Source organism: Streptomyces ardesiacus, from assembly GCF_003112575.1.
Lineage (GTDB): Bacteria > Actinomycetota > Actinomycetes > Streptomycetales > Streptomycetaceae > Streptomyces > Streptomyces ardesiacus.
The window spans coordinates 111,008-126,055 of record NZ_BEWC01000012.1 but is presented as its reverse complement, the minus strand read 5'-3'; the positions used below and the strand labels follow the sequence as shown (position 1 = coordinate 126,055).

Sequence of the window (15,048 nt, the reverse complement as noted above, 5' to 3'; positions counted from 1 at the left end):
GGCCTGTTCCCCACCACCCCCGACGTGGTGGTCGACGCCACCGACCCGGCCCCGGCGCTCACCCTCGCCTCCCGCGTGCTGCGCTCCGTCCTCCCCGACCTCGACCACGACCGCATCGCCGCGACCGGCCGCACGAAGGGCTGGGAGAAGGTCCTCCGCGACCGCGCCGCCGAGCTGCTGGAAGTCGGCTTCGCCCTGGTCGACCACGGCGCGCACGCCACCCCCGTTGAGGGCGTGAACGGGCCCGGCATCACCTGGACGACGGCCACGGGCGCCACCTGGGGCCTGTGGGTGTACGGACAGAACCGCGGCATGGTCCTGACCTACGAGGGGCCCGTGCGCGGCCTGTACGGCTTCCTGCCGGTCGCCCTCACCCCGTACGAGGGAAGCGCCGAGGACCACGCCGGGAGCCCGTTCACGCGGAACCTGACCGATCGGCTTCCGCAGCTCCGGCCGGTCACCGCGAGCGAGGTCCAGTTCGGCGCCTACCGCGAGCCGTCCGGCTGGATCGCCACCCCCGCCGCCGACGACCCGACCGACCGCGCCGACGACGACCAGCACATCGTCGCCGAGATCAGCGGCATCGGCGCCGACCTGCTGCTCTCCAACGTCGCGTACCTGGTCTGACCCACCCCGCCGCCCGGCCGCGCCCCGTCTGCTCACGGGGCGCGGCCCCCTCTCCTCGAAAGGCCCCGCCATGACCCCGACCGCAACCGCCCCCGTCCGCCCCGTCTGCCCGGCGCAGACCCTCGCCGCAGGGCTCGCCGCACTGCTGCCCGAGCGGGCCGGCCACCCCTGGACCGTCGAGCCGGAGCCCTACAAGGCGTGGTGGTCGCTGCGCCCCACCGCCCGTCTCGTGCAGGGCGACCGCGCCCTGATCCTCGTGGCGCACGCGTGGCGCACAGAGGTGGCCTGGCAGCTCCCCGGCCGCGAGCCGTACCGGCCCGACCTGCGCACCGACCGGATCGCCCCGAAGACCGTCGCGCGCGAGGTGCTGCGCCTGGTGCTGCCCGTCCTCGACGACGAGGCGGCCGGCCGTTCCGCCGCCGACGGGCCCCGCGTCATGGGGCGTCTGGAGCTGCTGAACGAGATCGGGCACGCGATGCGCCTGCAGGGCGCGGCGACGTACAACCGGATCGGTCTCCTCGCGGACACGTCCACCCTCGCGTGGGCCGCCCCGTCCGGCGCCCGGTACTCCGTCACCCTCCACGGCCGGAACCCCGTCGCTCACGTCCAGATACAGGGGCCCGTGCGCGCCGTGGAGAAGGCCGTGACGCACTTCCTGCCCCCGGCCGCCGACGGCCGCCCGGAGATCCCCCGCGTCCGCGGACGGCTCCAGCGCCGCCTGGCCGCCACGCTCGCCCGGCACGGCCAGGTGGAGCAGACCGAGCAGGGTGGACTCGCCTTCACCACCGGCACCGGCCCCGGCCCGTACGGCTACGCCACCCCGGCCAGCGACCCGCAGGCCCGCGCGCACGACACGACTCCGGCGTCCGTCGACCTCCACGGCGTCGGCGCGGACTTCCTGATCTCCCTCGCCCCGCAGCTCTGCCGCTGACCACCCCGGCGCCCCGCGGCCGGCCCCGCGGGGCGCACCCCGCCCCTGGAAGGACATACACCCGTGAGCACTGCCCCACTGACCCCGGTCTCCGTCCTCGACGACGCCGAGGCGAAGGCCCGCGCCGCCGCGTGCGCGATGGTCCCGCTCCTCGCCGTCACCGTGCACGCCCAGTTCCCGGCAGGCGCGTACCTGGTCATCACCCGGCACGAGACCGACTACGACGGCGAGTACCTGACCCTGGACTCCGTCCGCGACGCCCAGGGCGCGCCCGTGTGGGAGTTCCCGGAGGTGCTGAGCCACACGGCGCCGCTCCCGCCCGTCCCCGCCGACGTCGCCGCCCTGTGGGCCCCGTACGACCCGCGCGAGTCCCACACGCTCCTCGAGCTGGCTGAGCGGATCGAGAGCACCGCCCCGAGCACCTTCCTGGAGTTCCTGCCCGAGGAGCTGCGCACCGCCGAGGAGATCCAGGCGGAGAACGACGGCGGGCGTACCCCGCTGGGCATCCCGCTCGCCCCGTCCGTGTGCGCGCTGCACGGCGACGAGTGCCCGGCGCGCGGCCACGCCGAGCCGTCCGCGCCCGTCGGCTGACGAGGCCGGCCTCGGGGCGCCGGTCACAGATCGGCGCCCCCGCCGTTCCCTCCACCAACGGGCCGCCCACGACCACGGAGTGACCATGCCGCACCCCTTTGCCGTCCTCGGCTTCCTCGCCGTCCTGTTCCTCGCCCTGCCCTGGCTCGCCGTCGCCTTCAACCGGTACTGCGACGCCGTGAACCGCTGGCTGGCCCGGAAGTAGCGCTGACCCCCTGCGCCCGGCACTGCTCGCCGGGCGCACTCAACCCACTGGAGAACCCCATGCCCATGCCCGAGACGCCCCGGCCGAAGCGCGCGTACCGCCCCGGCCATGACCCGCTGCCCGACGAGCGCCTGGCGGAGATCCGCGCCGAGGTCGACGACAACGACGGCCGCGGCCTGCGCCTCCAGGAGGCGATAGAGCTGCTGGGGGAGCTGGACCGCATCCGGCCGCTGCTCGCCACCACCCTGGACGCGAACGGCAAGCTCCTCGACCAGTGGGGCCGCTACGTCGGCGTGGCCGCGACCATCGGCGGGGTGTTCTGCCGGACGTGCCGCGCCGAGGTCCAGCCGGGCACGGAGGGCTGCACGCGGCACTCGCCGAGCGTCGTCGGCCGGGAGCTGTACCGCCTCCACGACGAGAGCCGCGCCCTGCCCGCCGTCGAGCGGAACGCGCGGGCGTACGAACTCCTCGACACCGTCCTGCCACTGCTCGCCGCGGTGCTCAACCCGGTCGACCACGCGGAGGGGTGCCGCCCGCACGACTGCCGGTGTGCCTGCGACCGGCGGCAGAACTGCCAGGACTGCCACCGGTGCGTGTGCTGGCGGTCGCAGTGCTGCGCGGAGAAGGCGATCCGCTGGAACGCCGAGGACCGATGGGCGCGCCTCGTGGCCGGCCTGGACGCCGAGGGGTCCTTCTGCGCCGCGTGCCGGACTCCGCTGGAGCTGCACGCCGGACGGATCTGCGAGACCAGCCCGACCGCCTGAGTGCTGCGCCCGGCCCCGGATCACCCCGGGGTCGGGCCCCGCGCATGGTGCGGCCCAACCCCCGGCCACTCGCGGCGGGAGCCGCCGCCGTTCCTGGGCACCCCGGTCAGCCGTTCTGCAGCGCCTCGCGCGCGGCGGCTATGAACCGCGCCCGCAAGTCAAGGAAGTCTGCGCTCTGTCCAAAGGGGTCACCAGTGCGCCTCCGAAGCAGCTCATGCACCCGCTCTGCCTCGGCAAACACCGACGACGGCCCTTCGATCTCGACGAGGCCGAATGCGACGTCGAGGTCCGCCGCCGCGTCCTGACCTTGCCTTCGAGCCCCCGCCAACACGAACCGGCCGCCCGGCCCCAACTCGTCGGCGCGCAGCTCCGCGGCGGCCAGGAACGTGGCGTAGGCGGTACGCCGGGCGTCCTGCTGCCGGGCCGCGCGCTGGTCGTCGAGCGTCTGCTGCACTGTCACCAGGACCGCATCGGCTTGCTTGTCCCCAGCGTGCTTCGCTGCGTCAGCCTGCCGGTTGCCTGCCAAGACGGTGAACCATCCGGTCAAGGCGCTGCCTGCGAGCGCCGCCCCGGCAGCGATCAGTGCGATTTCGAGATCCCCCACAGACGACATTGTGCCAAGCCACTGTAGGGCGCCCCCCGGCACGTCGCCCTGGCAGTCCAACGGCGCGCGGGGCCGCAAGTCACCGCCGAGGACTGTGGGCGGGTCGAACTAAGCTCCGAAGCATGAGCACCCCCGCCCCTGCCCCCGCCCCAGAGGACTCCAGCGCCCCGTTCGACCCGCACGCCTTCCCCTCCGACCTGGTCGCCGCCCAGCGCCAGGCCGCCGAGCTGTACGCCGCCCTCCACGCGTATCAGGAGACGCTTCCGTGGTCCCGGGAGCCTCACCCCGGATGGCCGGAGGAGAAGGAGCGGGGCCGGACACGCTCCGGCCGGCCAGAGTCGCCCGGCTGGTCCGATGAGCAGGCTGCCAGGTTCGACAAGTTCCTCGAGGACCTGCGGAAGGTCACCGGGCTGATACAGGGTCACCCGTGGTGGGAGCGCTGCGCCGACGAGGGCATCAAGGGCGCGGACCTGGTCGCCGCCCGGCAGGCACTCAAGCACGCCGAGGGCGCCGTCCCCCTGGCCCGTGAGGACGTCGACACCGCCGCCTGACCGCTCCCTCCCCTGCGCCCGGCCCCCCGGCTCCACCCCGGCGGCCGGGCGCCGTCGTACAGGGCGCAGGAGGCCCGTACGCGGCCCGTCGGCCGAATCCCGCCCACGGGTGCCCGAGGCTGCGAGATCGTTGCCCCAGCGCCTGCCTGCCCGCTCGAGATCGGGGACCGATGACCGACGAGTCGTTCTACGACTGGATGTGCCGCCACGCCCGCGCCCTGGGCTGGGACCTCGACGAGGAGGCGCGGAAAACGCTGCATGTCTGGGCCTCCCTCGCTGTGACGAGGGGCCTCAACGCTGCGCAGACCGCCCAACTCGCGCGCGGCCTGGGCGTCACCACGGACGAGGTGACCGCCGCCTATCTGCCGGGTATGCGCGCAGCCGCCATGGGCGAAATTCGCGAGCAGCCGGACCTTGTCGCCCTCGACGCCGACCTGAACCGGATCGCCGACGACGAGCGGCCCCGGTAGGGCTTCTTGCGTAACTGTCGGGGTACCCCGACACTGGGGCCTGTCGGGGTACCCCGACACCTCGACTTCCCTGGGGGCGCACCATGGCTCTGACCATCACTGCCGAGCTGCTGACGGAACTGTTCGAGCGCGGGGGCAGGCACGGCGATACCGCGATCGTCCTCGGCGAGGACGGCTGGGACTGCCACGTGCACCACGGGATGACCCTGTCGACGAAGCTGACGGGGATCACCTGGGAGGACGCGGCCGGCTTCATCGGCGGCGACGAGCTGGACGACGACGCGACGCATGCCCTGCTCTCCGCAGTGGACTACTCGATCCCGGACGAGGAGGGGCAGCCGAACCTGCCAGGCGACGAAGACCAGTGGGCCGTGATCACCGGAGCCGTGGACGACGCCACCTCCACGGCGGAAGACCTCCCCTGGCGGGAAGCACGGTGGTTCAACCTGGGCACCGCCCGAAAGGTCCTGGACCAGGACGACGACGCGCTGCGCGAGGAACGGCGCGCCTTCAGCCTGTGGGTGAGCCAGCGCGGCCAGTGGCTGCTGTCCACCACCTCCCAGTACGACAGCGAGCCGGACCAGTGGGTGCAGTGCACCTCCCAGCATGCTGCTCACCTCATCTACCGGGCCCACTGGTCGCTGCTGGCGGACGAGGCCGACCTGCCGCTGCTGGCCCGCGCCGCCCGCACTGCCCGCGACCTCGTAGACCTGCTCGACTTCGAGGCGCCCGACCGCGAGCGGCAGGCGTCCTACTGGGCGGAGCGTGACGTCGCGACCGAGTACGAGCACGCCGCACGGGTCATCGGCACCCTCGTACGCGAGACCGTCCAGCAGGACATCCGGACCAGTCGGCAGAACGCCGCCAGGACGGTCTACCTGGCCCACGACGGCAACGCCACGACGGCCGCGAGCGCCCTGGACCTCTCGCGCCGGACGCTGCTCGACCTCCTCTAAGAGGATTGCCGCGTTGCCCGGGGCAATCCTCCCTGCCACCGCTCATCCGGCCCCTGAGACGGCTCCACGTCGCTTCCGTGGACCACCCGCAACCCGGGCTGCGGCCACCGGTACAGGCGGGTGGTCACCCTCGTGTCCCCGTGCAGGTCGACCAACACCTGGTAGTACACCGAGCCGTCGCCCCACACCTGCCGCGCCCGCACCGACGCGTACCGCCACCGCCCGGCCGACCACACCGCGAGCGCCGGACGCGCGCCGTTCGGCCACGTCCACACGTGCGGCCGCGCCCCGTCCTCCGGGCGCCACGGGCGGGCCGGCCGCGCCTCCTCGATCTCGCTCACACCTCCGAGGGTAGGCAGCGCGCGACGCAAGACGGTCCCGGCCTCCACGATCCGCGGTCTCATCCCTGCGCCCGGAAGGCCACGCCGTGAAGACCTCGTTCGAAGACCGCCACTCCCGCCTGATCATCGCCGTGGGAGTCGGTGCGATCGTGTTCGCCCTGGTCCTCCTCTTCGCGCTCCTGGTCCACGCCGCCGACGACGACAGCGGCAGCGGCAGCGGCCAGCGCACGGGGCACTGCGCCCCGGCCCTCGCGGGCACCGTCGACCCCGTGACGTGCCTGCCGTACGGCTCCGGCGCCGCTGCCCCGGGCACCAGCGATTCCCGGAGCAGCGTCCGCAAGCCCGCTCCGGCGCAGCCGAAGCAGCCCCCGGCCAAGGCCCCGGCGGCGCCGCCGAAGGTCTCCCTGGGCAAGCGGTGACCGGACACCGCTGCTGGGCCAGCGGAAGCGTCTGCTTCGGCTGCGATGACCACCCCTCCGGCTTCAACCCGGCCAGGGCGAGACACAAGCCGTCCGGGTCGGTCACGGTCCGCGGGCTCGATTCCCGTACGGAAGGACTCACCGTGTCAGACCCCGCTCCGAAGACCTGCGACGCCTGCCCGATCGCGCTGGAGCCCGCCGAACTCATCTCGGACGGCACCTGTCGCACCCGCCGGTTCTACGACCTCGCGATTGTCGCCCTGGTCTCGCTCAACCTGATCGTCACATGCGTGTTCGGCGTGCTCGGTCTCGTCGACGACGAGTCGAAGCCGGACCCGAAGCCGTCGCCGACGTCGTCGCCCACCCCGGGCATCCCGGAGCCGAGCAGCCCGCCCACCGGCGGAGGGGAGCCCACCGGGGAACCGACCGCGTCCGGCGAGCCGACGCCGTCCGCCCCCGACGGCTGCAACATCTTCGACCCCGAGTGCGGCAGCACCACGGGCGGCGCCAGCGAGGGCGGCGAAGGCTGACCCTCCCGTGCTGCTGCGCCCCGGCCGGACGACTCCCCGGCCGGGGCGCAGTCGTATGGGGAGGGCGTCACCAGGGTCGGCGCGCGCCGCGCTGGGCCGGACGGCGGTGACCTGGCGTGCCCCGGCTCGTTGTCCCCAATGGCGCGAGACAGCCTCCCCCGCGGTTCCCGCGTCGACGGCGGGGCCCCGGTCAGGGCAATACCCGGGGCCCCGCCGAGGCTGCTCGTAGGGTGCGGACATGACCGACACGGCCAGGCTCACCGCCCGACAGACCAACCGGCTGATCACCGCCCTCCGGCACGGCTAGGCCCTCGATCTGGCCGCCGCCGATCTTGGCCTCAGCCTGACCTCGGTGTGGGCCACCGCGCGGACAGACACCCGCCTGACGATCGCTCTGGCCGGCCGGGACCCCGACGCACCGGAGGAGCACGGCCGGACGCTGCGCGCCGACTTCTTGCGGCTGCTCGCCCTCGGCGTCCCGCCGAGCCGGGCCGAGCTGATTCTGGGCACCGGAGGCTCAGGTAGGTGGCGTGGCGACGACCCGGCGTTCGCCCGTGCCTGCGACGCGGTCAGCGACGCATCGGCGCCGTACGGCCACGTGGGACAGATCCGCCTCACCCCCGCGCGGGTGGCCCGGTTCCTGGAGGAGTTGGGCAAGCAGGGGACGACGCTCGTGGCCGCCGCGGCGGCGGCCGGTGTGACCCCCGCGGCGATCTACCAGCGGCGCCGCCGAGACGACGACTTCGCCAAGGCCATGGACGCGGCCCGCGCATCGGCCCGCGCCTGACCCCCGCGGCCGGGCAGCGGCGCGACGCAAATGGCCGCGGGCTCTATGGTCCGCGCCCATGACGTTCATCCCGCTCACGCGCTGCGCCGCATTCGCCGCCACGGCCCGGACGCAGAACCGTCCCCACCGCATCACCATGGTCACGGCGGAGACCACCGAGCTGGCGCACCGGCTCCTCCACACGCCGGTCGACGAGCGGCGCGCCCAGATCGCCGACATGCACGACGCCACGCTGATGGACGTCCTGATCACCCTCGACCTGCACCGGGGCAGCGCCTACGAGCTGTGGCACGACACCCCCAGCGGGTTCGCCGAGGACGTCCTCGGCCTCACCCTCACCGACGCGCACCGGGTTGTCCTCGACGCCGCGGCCGGCCAGGACGTCCGCCCGGTCGCCGCCCGCCTCCCGCACCCCGACAACCACGTCATCGCCGCGGCGCTCATCGCGTGGTCCGCGCTGGTGTCCGCCCCCCGGCCCTACGCGGGCGGCAGGGTCGCGGCTCTGTTCGCCCCGTACCTGTCCACCGCGAGCAGCGTGTGGCGCGTGCTGGCCCGGTTCATCGACAACGCGTCCCTGCCCGGCAAGCTCGACATGGCCCGCCGCGCTTGGTGGGCCGACGACGACGGCCCGCAGCGCGTCAACGCGTTCGCCGTGTGGAACACCGAACCGCACGCCATGGGCGGGCTGTGCCAGTACGTGGCCGTCGTCGCCGACGCCGACCGGCTCGCCGACCCGGCCATGCGCGCCACGATGAACTTCCTCGCCGGAGGCCCGAGCGGCGCGTCCCGCCTGATCGCCCTGGGCGGCACGACCGACGAGCCGGAGGAGTGGTTCGGCCTGTACGAGTCGTGCGACCACGTCACCACGGTCCCCGACGAGTGATCGACGTCTCACCGGCTGACCTGCGGTTTCACCGGACGTAAGGCGCACGCCGCCTGCAAAGTGCCCGCTCGCCCGCGCCGCGCCCCCTTCGGCCACCCCACGGCCCCGCGGCCGGGCAGACGGGAGAGATGTGCAACCACAGGTAAAGCAGGCCCTCGACTGCTGGTACGCGACGTGGGAGGAGCAACAGGAAACGGCGCAGGACGCGTTCGCCGCGGCGTTCCCCGCCCTCACCCCCGCCGAGCGCTGCCAGTGCTTCGGGCCCACCCTGCACTGGGTGACGCCCGGCGAGGGCCGCGGGAAGGTCTGCCTCGACGACCACGGGCGCGCCACGATCGAGTTCGAGAAGGTCCCGAAGGCCGCCGTCGGCGCCGCCATGACGGAGTGCTGGGGCGCCGACTGGTTCGACGAGGGGCCCGGCGGGTTCGCCGACGCCGAGCCGGGCGAGTACTTCTACGACGACGAGCAGACCTACGCGGAGTACCACTTCGACGTGAACGGGGACGGCACCGTCACGTTCGGGATCTCCTACGTGAAGGTCGACGACATCGTGACGATGCTCGACGCCCTCGAGCGGGCCCTGGCCACCCAGCGCACGGACTGACCGGGAGGTGAGGTGACGCGGGTTCCTGGCCCGATCCACGTCACCTCACCTTGTCACTGCGGAGGTCCCCCGTTCAGGTATTGGCGGGCGGTGGGCAACAGCTCGTCTACAGCTTTGCGAAACATGATCATCGCCTCGTTCCGGCGTCTCATCTGCTCAGGCGTGTCCGGATTGAGAGTCCAGGTTCGTGTCTGCACACCGACCCGTTGCCCGCCGAGGCCACGGGCGCTCTCGAAGATGCGGTCTGCGATGTCGGCGAGCGTGTCAGGGCCCTCCAGTTTGACCATGTTCGCTGCGTGCTCCAGCTCGTCGAGTGCTCTGTGCATGTCCCTGACGGTGGTCCCCCAAGAGTCCTGCACCGACACGGCTTCCTCGGCTACCTCATGGGCGTCAATGAAGTGCCGTGCGGATCGGTAGAGGTCGGCGTACGCCTCTCGCTGAGCTGTGCGACGGACAGCATCCACAGGCCCGTGGTACGCGCCACGGCTTTGGACGCGGCCAGCCATCCAAGCCGCAGCCGCGGTGACGAGGACAGCGGGTGTGGCGATCAGCGCAGCTACGACTTCGGACTCCATAGCCGCGGAGTCTGCCAGGGCGGGACACAAGCCGGGGCGGTTCCTACGGTCCGCGGCCATGGTCACGACTGCTGCACGACCCCGTACCCGGCTCGCCGGCCTCGCCGCCCGCGCGCGGAACATCGTCGACAGCGGGCTGTGCACCCGCACCTCGGCCGTCCCGGACTGGCTCGCCCGCCTCGACCAGCTCGAGCACCTGACCGCGGCCGCGGCCGCCGACCGGCGCGCCACCCTCCAGATCCTCGACGACGACACCGTGACCGACCTCCTGGTCCTGTCGTACCTGCGGCACGGCACCCCGTACCGGCTGTGGGCCGACACTCTCACCGGGTTCGCCGAGGACGTCCTCGGGATCGCGGCGTGGGTGGAGCTGCACGAACTGGTGGACGCGACGTAAGCACCGCGGACCGCTCATGGTCCCGGCCGCACCGCCGTCCCCCCGCGGCCGCCGCTCCCGGCCGGCCCGACGCGCGGGGCAGGACGGAGACCCCGTGGCGGCCACGAACCTCGCCCCCGCAGGGCAGGAAGCCCTGATACCCGTGGAGGAGCTGACCGGGCCTGAGCCGGTCGTGCACTGCGCGGATGCTCTCGCCCACCTCCGGACCCTCCCCGACGCGTCCGTGGACGCGGTCGTGACCGATCCGCCGTACGAGCTGGGGTTCCTCGGCAAGGCGTGGGACGCCTCCGGCATCGCGTACAGCGTGGAGCTGTGGGCGGAGTGCCTGCGGGTCCTCAAGCCGGGCGGGCACCTGGCCGCGTTCGGCGCGACCCGCACCTACCACCGCATGGCCGTGGCCGTGGAGGACGCCGGTTTCGAGATCCGCGATTCCCTGCACTGGCTGTACGGCACCGGCTTCCCCAAGGGCCAGGACGTCGGGAAGCTGATCGACCGGCGCCGCGACGACCACCCCGCCCGCCGCCGGTTCACCGCCGAGTTCGCCGCGCTCCGGGACGCCGCGGGCTGGACCAACCTGCAGATCGACGCCCTGTTCGGCTTCAACGGCATGGCGCAGCACTGGACGACACAGCGCAAGACCGCCTCCGTGCCGACCGTGGAGCAGTGGGAGCGGCTGAAGACGGAGATGGGGTTCACGGCCCCGGTCGGGCTCGAGGACCTGGTCCACGAGCTGAACGGGCGGAAGAACGCGCCCGGGGACGCGTGGGAGGAGCGGGAGGTCATCGGCAAGGGCCACCGGGCGCGGGGCGGCTCCGGGGTGTTCCCTCAGCTCCAGTCCGACACGTTCGACGTGACCGCCCCGGCGACGCCCGACGCTGCGCGCTGGGACGGCTGGAACACCGCCCTCAAGCCCGGCCATGAGCCGATCGTCCTGGCGCGGAAGCCGCTCGAGGGCACGGTCGCCTCCAACGTCCTGGACCACGGCACCGGCGCGATGAACACCGCGGCGTGCCGGACCCCGCCCGGCGACCCGGAAGGGCGGTGGCCGGCGAACGTCCTGCTGTCGCACGCCTGGGCCGTCGACGCGGACGGCTGGATCGTCGACGGCTGCGCGGACGGCTGCACCGAGGGGTGCCCGGTCGCCGAGCTGGACGGCCAGTCGGGGCTGCTCACCTCCGGGGCGAACCCCCGGCGCCGCGGCTCGGACAAGTTCCGCGACGTCTACGGCGACTTCAAGGGCCAGACCGTGTGCAAGCCCGTGAGGGGAGCGGACTCCGGCGGCGCGTCCCGGTTCTACCCGGCGTTCCGCTACCAGGCGAAGGCCCCCACCAGCGAGCGGCCGCGCCTGCCGGACGGCACCGTGCACCCCACGGTGAAGCCTGTCGCGCTAATGCGGTGGCTGGTCCGGCTGCTCACCCCGCCCGGAGGTCTCGTCCTGGACCCGTTCGCCGGCAGCGGCACCACGCTGGAGGCCGCCCGCCTGGAGGGCTTCGACTCCATGGGCGTGGAGGCCAAGCCGGAGTACGCCGAGCTGTGCCGCCTTCGGCTGCGCCGCGACGTGAGGTGACGCGGCGCTCGAGGGCCCCACGTCACCTCACGTCGCTGTGTCGGTCTCGGTCCGCGTGCCGCGCTTCGCCTGTCCTCTCCGGCCGATCCAGGCGGCGGCGACGCTTCCAGCCGCCGTGATGACGGCAGCAACGATGATCTCCACAGGGGCTCCCCCTCAGCGATGGTGTCCGGCGCGGAATCTGCGCCATGGGCAGAAGCATGGAGGGCGGCAGAGGACCCCCGCAACGCTCTCATCTGGCCATCACCGCAGGTCAGAAGCATTTTCGGTGTTGGGGCCGCACCCATTTTTGGTTCGGGCTCGCACCGTTTTTGGTGACGTCGCAGGTCGCCGCAGTCCGTTCCCGCGAGGTGCGGAACGGCCAAGATGGCCGGAAATTGCCGCCGTGCGACGTGAGACCCGGTCACCCTCCACTCTCCCCGCTTCACCCCATCTGCCTGCGGTGCTGCGGCTCGCGTCGCTACGCTGCCGTACGGAGACACGTCGCCGGACTCTCCCCCTTGATGGGCCCCTGCAGCGGCGGGGATGCAGCCCGTTCCGGCCGGGCTGATCACGCGCGCCCGCGCTTCCGCTGCCGATGAGGAGGCCGCCCCTCAATGCTCACCGCTACGCACGTCCTCGAAGCGCCCGTTTCAGAGGGCGGCGCATTCGTCTTCACGCACGCCCACGGCAACGGGATCAGCGTCTGGATGCGGGACCTGACCCGCGTCGTCGACGAGCGGCCCCGGCGCCTCCGTGGTGTCGCCGCCCCGCTGTACGGCGGAACCATCCGCGACCTGGAGCCCCTGCGGGACTTCGTGACGGACTTCGTGGAGCACGCCGTCGACGAGCCTGCCGTGCGGTTGACCCCAGGCCGCATCCGCGACGTCCGGCCCATCGTCGCGCGGACCAACTCCGATGTCCTCTCCAGCCGCATGCACTTCTCGTACCGCGCCATGTCGCCGCTGGACACCGTCGGCCCGTGGGACGGCGCCGCAGCCGAACTGCTCCTCAGCCGCGTGCGAGGCCTGAACTACCGGCACATGGGGTTCTTCGCCACCGGCCTGTCCGAACTTCCCGCCGGTGACGCTCCGGATGCCACGTCCGCGGCCGTCATCAGCCGGGAGCGCGCCGAGGGCCTTGCCGAGTACCTTCAGGCTCCGGTCGGCCAGGTCCTTCACCACCTGCGGCGCGACAGCCCCGCCCAGCGCTGACGGCGACCGCGCGACGTAAGCCGCGGCCGGCGTCCACTCTCCCCGCCTCGCCCCGGGGCGCGCCCACCAGGGCCGTGACCCATCACGGTCCGGCGCCCGGGGCAGACGAGGAGACCAGTGCCGTGGCACGACGACGGACCGGCCCCACCGACGTGGTGAAGGGGATCGTCTACGACCGGGACGGCGGCGCCTGCGTGCGCTGCGGCGGCCGGCAGGACCTGACCATCCACCACCGCGTGAACAGGGGCATGGGCGGCGCCCGGGAGGAATGGATCAACCAGGCGCACAACCTGCTGCTGGTGTGCACGACGTGCAACGGCTGGTTCGAGGACAACCCGCGGGAGTCGTACGGGAACGGGTGGAAGGTGCGCCGGCCGCAGCTCCCCGGCGAGGTCGAGGTCCGCTACCCCGACGGCAGCCTGTACGTGCTCACCCCGGACGGCGTCCGCCGCACGACCGTGGCGGCCGCGCGATGACCCGGGCCCGCCGCAGCCGCGGCCGCGCGCCACGACGAGGCCCGTTCGAGTGGGCCGCCGCTGTCGCCGAGGGCCTGGTCGAGGGGCTCCTCGACTTCCTGTTCTCCTGGGGGCGCAAGTGACGAACCGGCACTGTCCCCCTGACAAGCCGTGCCTGGCGCTGCGGTGCGGTGAGGCCGCCTTCACGGTCGGCTGTGCGGGCCTGCTGTGGATGGCGGTCTCCCCGCTGTGTGCGCTGGTGTACTTCGTGCTGTCGCTGCTCACGTCGGTCCGGCGGGCGCACTTCGTCGACGTCGGCCGGTTCACCGCCGGGGTGTGGCGAGCCACGCCCGCCGCGCCCCCGGTGATCTTCGGTGTGGCGTGGGTGCTGCACGCCGACGGCCGGAGGAAGGCCGGCGTCGAGTTCATGATCTCCGGCGTGTCCGCTGCCGTGTTCGCGCTGGCGCCCCGCTCGGAGTGGCCCGAGCACAAGCGGCTGCTGGACAGGTGCAAGGCCCTGCACAAGGGGCGGCGCTCATGAGCCCCCGCGTCACGGTGAAGACCCGCGTACGGCGGCCGCGCGGGCTGCGGCTGGGGCCGTGGCTGCTGTGGGCCGTCCGTCTCCCGCACGGTCCGGCCCTCGGCGTCGGACGGATCGCCGTGACGGACACTCCGCGCGACCCAGCCCCCGGGCAGACCCGGGCCCGGGACGGGCAGGGACGAGTCTTGATCGTGGGAGGCGTCGCGTTCGCGGTGCTCCGGTGCAGGTCAGTGCCGGTGCGCCACCGTCACACTGACACGGGACTCTCGTAGCTGTACTATTCTTCCGTTGTGCGCCGGCGTGGGGTTACCCCAGTCGGCGCCAGGCGCAGTAAGCGCCACAGCGTGAGATGGAGACCCGAGACATGCCCCGCAGCGCCAAGAAGCTGAGCCTGGACGTCCCGGACTACGAGAAGATCCGTGAGGCCGCCGAGACCGCGGTCCGCAACGAGCTGGGAGCCATCGCCCGCCCCGACGACCGAGTCGAGCGGGCCGCGGAGACCATCCGACAGGCCGACGCCGAGATTGCCCTGCACATCGAAGACCGGAACGCCGCCCTGGCCAGCCTGTACTTCCACGACCTCTACGAGGGCGCCCACCTCGGGCGGATGGCGGGCATCACCAAGAACGCCGTGCGCGAGATCCAGAGCCAGGCCGTCTACGGCGACCCGAAGAAGCGCCTCCCGGCCCGGATGAGCGACAAGGAGCTGCAGAAGATCGCCCGGAAGGCCAAGGTCCCGCACATCACCGACTCACCCGGGGAGACGCTGCGGGAGAACGGCAAGATCATCGAGGCGGCCAGGGCTCGCCGGGGCGTGGCCGTGGTCTTCATGCGGGATGCCGCACTGGCGCTCTCGGAGGAGCCGTACGGCTGGGACGGGCCGAAGATCGCCGAGCACGCCGGCGTCGGCAAGAAGCTCATCTGGCAGCAGCAGGCGGCCGCCCGCGCCGCCCGTGAACGCGCCCAAAAGCAGCGCTGACCGTCGCCACATCAGGACCGGCCCCGAACCCTTCGGAGGCCGGTCCTTCCCTTTGCCCGCAGGTCAGACCGGGGCCTG

Annotated in this window: 22 protein-coding genes; 19 read left to right on the top strand and 3 right to left on the bottom strand. The window is 72.9% G+C overall.

What is annotated here, in order from left to right; translation table 11 throughout:
* The 4 genes from Sdi02f_RS33870 to Sdi02f_RS33855 all read left to right on the top strand — a co-directional run.
* Positions 1 to 627, top strand: a 627-nt coding sequence (locus tag Sdi02f_RS33870; RefSeq protein WP_159107701.1) for a hypothetical protein, incomplete at its 5' end; no start/stop codon positions are given.
* A gap of 70 nt (positions 628 to 697) precedes the next feature.
* A complete protein-coding gene (locus tag Sdi02f_RS33865) occupies positions 698 to 1,558 on the top strand; it encodes a hypothetical protein (RefSeq protein WP_108934700.1) in 861 nt (286 codons plus the stop codon).
* 63 nt (positions 1,559 to 1,621) lie between these two features.
* On the top strand, positions 1,622 to 2,149 hold the full coding sequence (locus tag Sdi02f_RS33860; protein WP_108934699.1) for a hypothetical protein: 528 nt from the start codon (positions 1,622 to 1,624) through the stop codon (positions 2,147 to 2,149).
* 264 nt (positions 2,150 to 2,413) lie between these two features.
* A complete protein-coding gene (locus Sdi02f_RS33855; RefSeq protein WP_108934698.1) occupies positions 2,414 to 3,118 on the top strand; it encodes a hypothetical protein in 705 nt (234 codons plus the stop codon).
* A 106-nt stretch (positions 3,119 to 3,224) separates the two neighbouring features.
* Here Sdi02f_RS33855 and Sdi02f_RS33850 read toward each other — a convergent pair whose 3' ends face one another.
* Positions 3,225 to 3,722, bottom strand: coding sequence for a hypothetical protein (locus Sdi02f_RS33850; RefSeq protein ID WP_159107700.1), 498 nt, complete (start codon positions 3,720 to 3,722; stop codon positions 3,225 to 3,227).
* Positions 3,723 to 3,844: 122 nt separating this feature from the next.
* Here Sdi02f_RS33850 and Sdi02f_RS33845 point away from each other — a divergent pair, with 122 nt between their 5' ends.
* The 3 genes from Sdi02f_RS33845 to Sdi02f_RS33835 all read left to right on the top strand — a co-directional run bounded on the left by Sdi02f_RS33845 (position 3,845) and on the right by Sdi02f_RS33835 (position 5,699).
* Entirely contained in the window at positions 3,845 to 4,273 is a 429-nt protein-coding gene (locus Sdi02f_RS33845; protein WP_108934696.1) for a DUF8825 domain-containing protein, read from the top strand.
* Between the two features lie 170 nt (positions 4,274 to 4,443).
* A complete protein-coding gene (locus Sdi02f_RS33840; protein WP_108934695.1) occupies positions 4,444 to 4,743 on the top strand; it encodes a hypothetical protein in 300 nt (99 codons plus the stop codon).
* A gap of 83 nt (positions 4,744 to 4,826) precedes the next feature.
* Positions 4,827 to 5,699, top strand: coding sequence for a hypothetical protein (locus Sdi02f_RS33835; protein ID WP_108934694.1), 873 nt, complete (start codon positions 4,827 to 4,829; stop codon positions 5,697 to 5,699).
* Here the strand turns inward: Sdi02f_RS33835 and Sdi02f_RS33830 are convergent.
* Positions 5,696 to 6,040, bottom strand: coding sequence for a hypothetical protein (locus tag Sdi02f_RS33830; protein ID WP_159107699.1), 345 nt, complete (start codon positions 6,038 to 6,040; stop codon positions 5,696 to 5,698). The two genes, Sdi02f_RS33835 and Sdi02f_RS33830, sit on opposite strands and share 4 nt — an antisense overlap.
* Before the next feature lie 86 nt (positions 6,041 to 6,126).
* Here Sdi02f_RS33830 and Sdi02f_RS33825 point away from each other — a divergent pair, with 86 nt between their 5' ends.
* The 5 genes from Sdi02f_RS33825 (at position 6,127) to Sdi02f_RS33805 (ending at position 9,263) form a co-directional block, all read left to right on the top strand.
* Positions 6,127 to 6,459 (top strand): hypothetical protein, encoded by a 333-nt coding sequence (locus Sdi02f_RS33825; protein ID WP_108934692.1) that lies wholly within the window; start codon positions 6,127 to 6,129, stop codon positions 6,457 to 6,459.
* 143 nt (positions 6,460 to 6,602) lie between these two features.
* Positions 6,603 to 6,989 carry a hypothetical protein gene (locus Sdi02f_RS33820; RefSeq protein WP_108934691.1) on the top strand — a complete coding sequence of 129 codons (387 nt, stop codon included), beginning with the start codon at positions 6,603 to 6,605 and terminating at the stop codon, positions 6,987 to 6,989.
* 352 nt (positions 6,990 to 7,341) lie between these two features.
* Positions 7,342 to 7,776 carry a hypothetical protein gene (locus Sdi02f_RS33815; protein ID WP_108934690.1) on the top strand — a complete coding sequence of 145 codons (435 nt, stop codon included), beginning with the start codon at positions 7,342 to 7,344 and terminating at the stop codon, positions 7,774 to 7,776.
* A 58-nt stretch (positions 7,777 to 7,834) separates the two neighbouring features.
* Complete coding sequence (locus tag Sdi02f_RS33810) at positions 7,835 to 8,659, top strand: hypothetical protein (protein WP_108934689.1); 825 nt, start codon at positions 7,835 to 7,837, stop codon at positions 8,657 to 8,659.
* 130 nt (positions 8,660 to 8,789) lie between these two features.
* Positions 8,790 to 9,263, top strand: coding sequence for a hypothetical protein (locus tag Sdi02f_RS33805; RefSeq protein WP_108934688.1), 474 nt, complete (start codon positions 8,790 to 8,792; stop codon positions 9,261 to 9,263).
* 53 nt (positions 9,264 to 9,316) lie between these two features.
* On the opposite strand, the gene Sdi02f_RS33800 is transcribed toward Sdi02f_RS33805, so the two are convergent.
* On the bottom strand, positions 9,317 to 9,838 hold the full coding sequence (locus tag Sdi02f_RS33800) for a hypothetical protein (protein ID WP_159107698.1): 522 nt from the start codon (positions 9,836 to 9,838) through the stop codon (positions 9,317 to 9,319).
* Between the two features lie 58 nt (positions 9,839 to 9,896).
* Between Sdi02f_RS33800 and Sdi02f_RS33795 the strand changes: the two genes are divergently transcribed.
* The 7 genes from Sdi02f_RS33795 to Sdi02f_RS33770 all read left to right on the top strand — a co-directional run bounded on the left by Sdi02f_RS33795 (position 9,897) and on the right by Sdi02f_RS33770 (position 14,970).
* Positions 9,897 to 10,235, top strand: coding sequence for a hypothetical protein (locus Sdi02f_RS33795; protein ID WP_108934686.1), 339 nt, complete (start codon positions 9,897 to 9,899; stop codon positions 10,233 to 10,235).
* 94 nt (positions 10,236 to 10,329) lie between these two features.
* The gene (locus Sdi02f_RS33790; RefSeq protein ID WP_218030791.1) at positions 10,330 to 11,802 is read left to right on the top strand and encodes a DNA-methyltransferase; all 1,473 of its coding nucleotides are present in this window, start codon (positions 10,330 to 10,332) and stop codon (positions 11,800 to 11,802) included.
* A 596-nt stretch (positions 11,803 to 12,398) separates the two neighbouring features.
* Positions 12,399 to 12,995, top strand: coding sequence for a hypothetical protein (locus tag Sdi02f_RS33785; protein ID WP_108934684.1), 597 nt, complete (start codon positions 12,399 to 12,401; stop codon positions 12,993 to 12,995).
* Positions 12,996 to 13,117: 122 nt separating this feature from the next.
* A complete protein-coding gene (locus Sdi02f_RS33780) occupies positions 13,118 to 13,471 on the top strand; it encodes an HNH endonuclease (RefSeq protein ID WP_108934683.1) in 354 nt (117 codons plus the stop codon).
* Positions 13,468 to 13,593 (top strand): hypothetical protein, encoded by a 126-nt coding sequence (locus tag Sdi02f_RS36795; protein ID WP_281262871.1) that lies wholly within the window; start codon positions 13,468 to 13,470, stop codon positions 13,591 to 13,593. Before Sdi02f_RS33780 ends, Sdi02f_RS36795 begins: the two co-directional genes overlap by 4 nt.
* Positions 13,590 to 13,991, top strand: a complete 402-nt coding sequence (locus tag Sdi02f_RS33775; RefSeq protein WP_108934682.1) for a hypothetical protein — start codon at positions 13,590 to 13,592, stop codon at positions 13,989 to 13,991. The genes Sdi02f_RS36795 and Sdi02f_RS33775 overlap by 4 nt, the downstream gene beginning before the upstream one ends.
* Before the next feature lie 364 nt (positions 13,992 to 14,355).
* Positions 14,356 to 14,970 carry a hypothetical protein gene (locus Sdi02f_RS33770; RefSeq protein ID WP_108934681.1) on the top strand — a complete coding sequence of 205 codons (615 nt, stop codon included), beginning with the start codon at positions 14,356 to 14,358 and terminating at the stop codon, positions 14,968 to 14,970.
* Positions 14,971 to 15,048 lie beyond the last annotated feature (78 nt).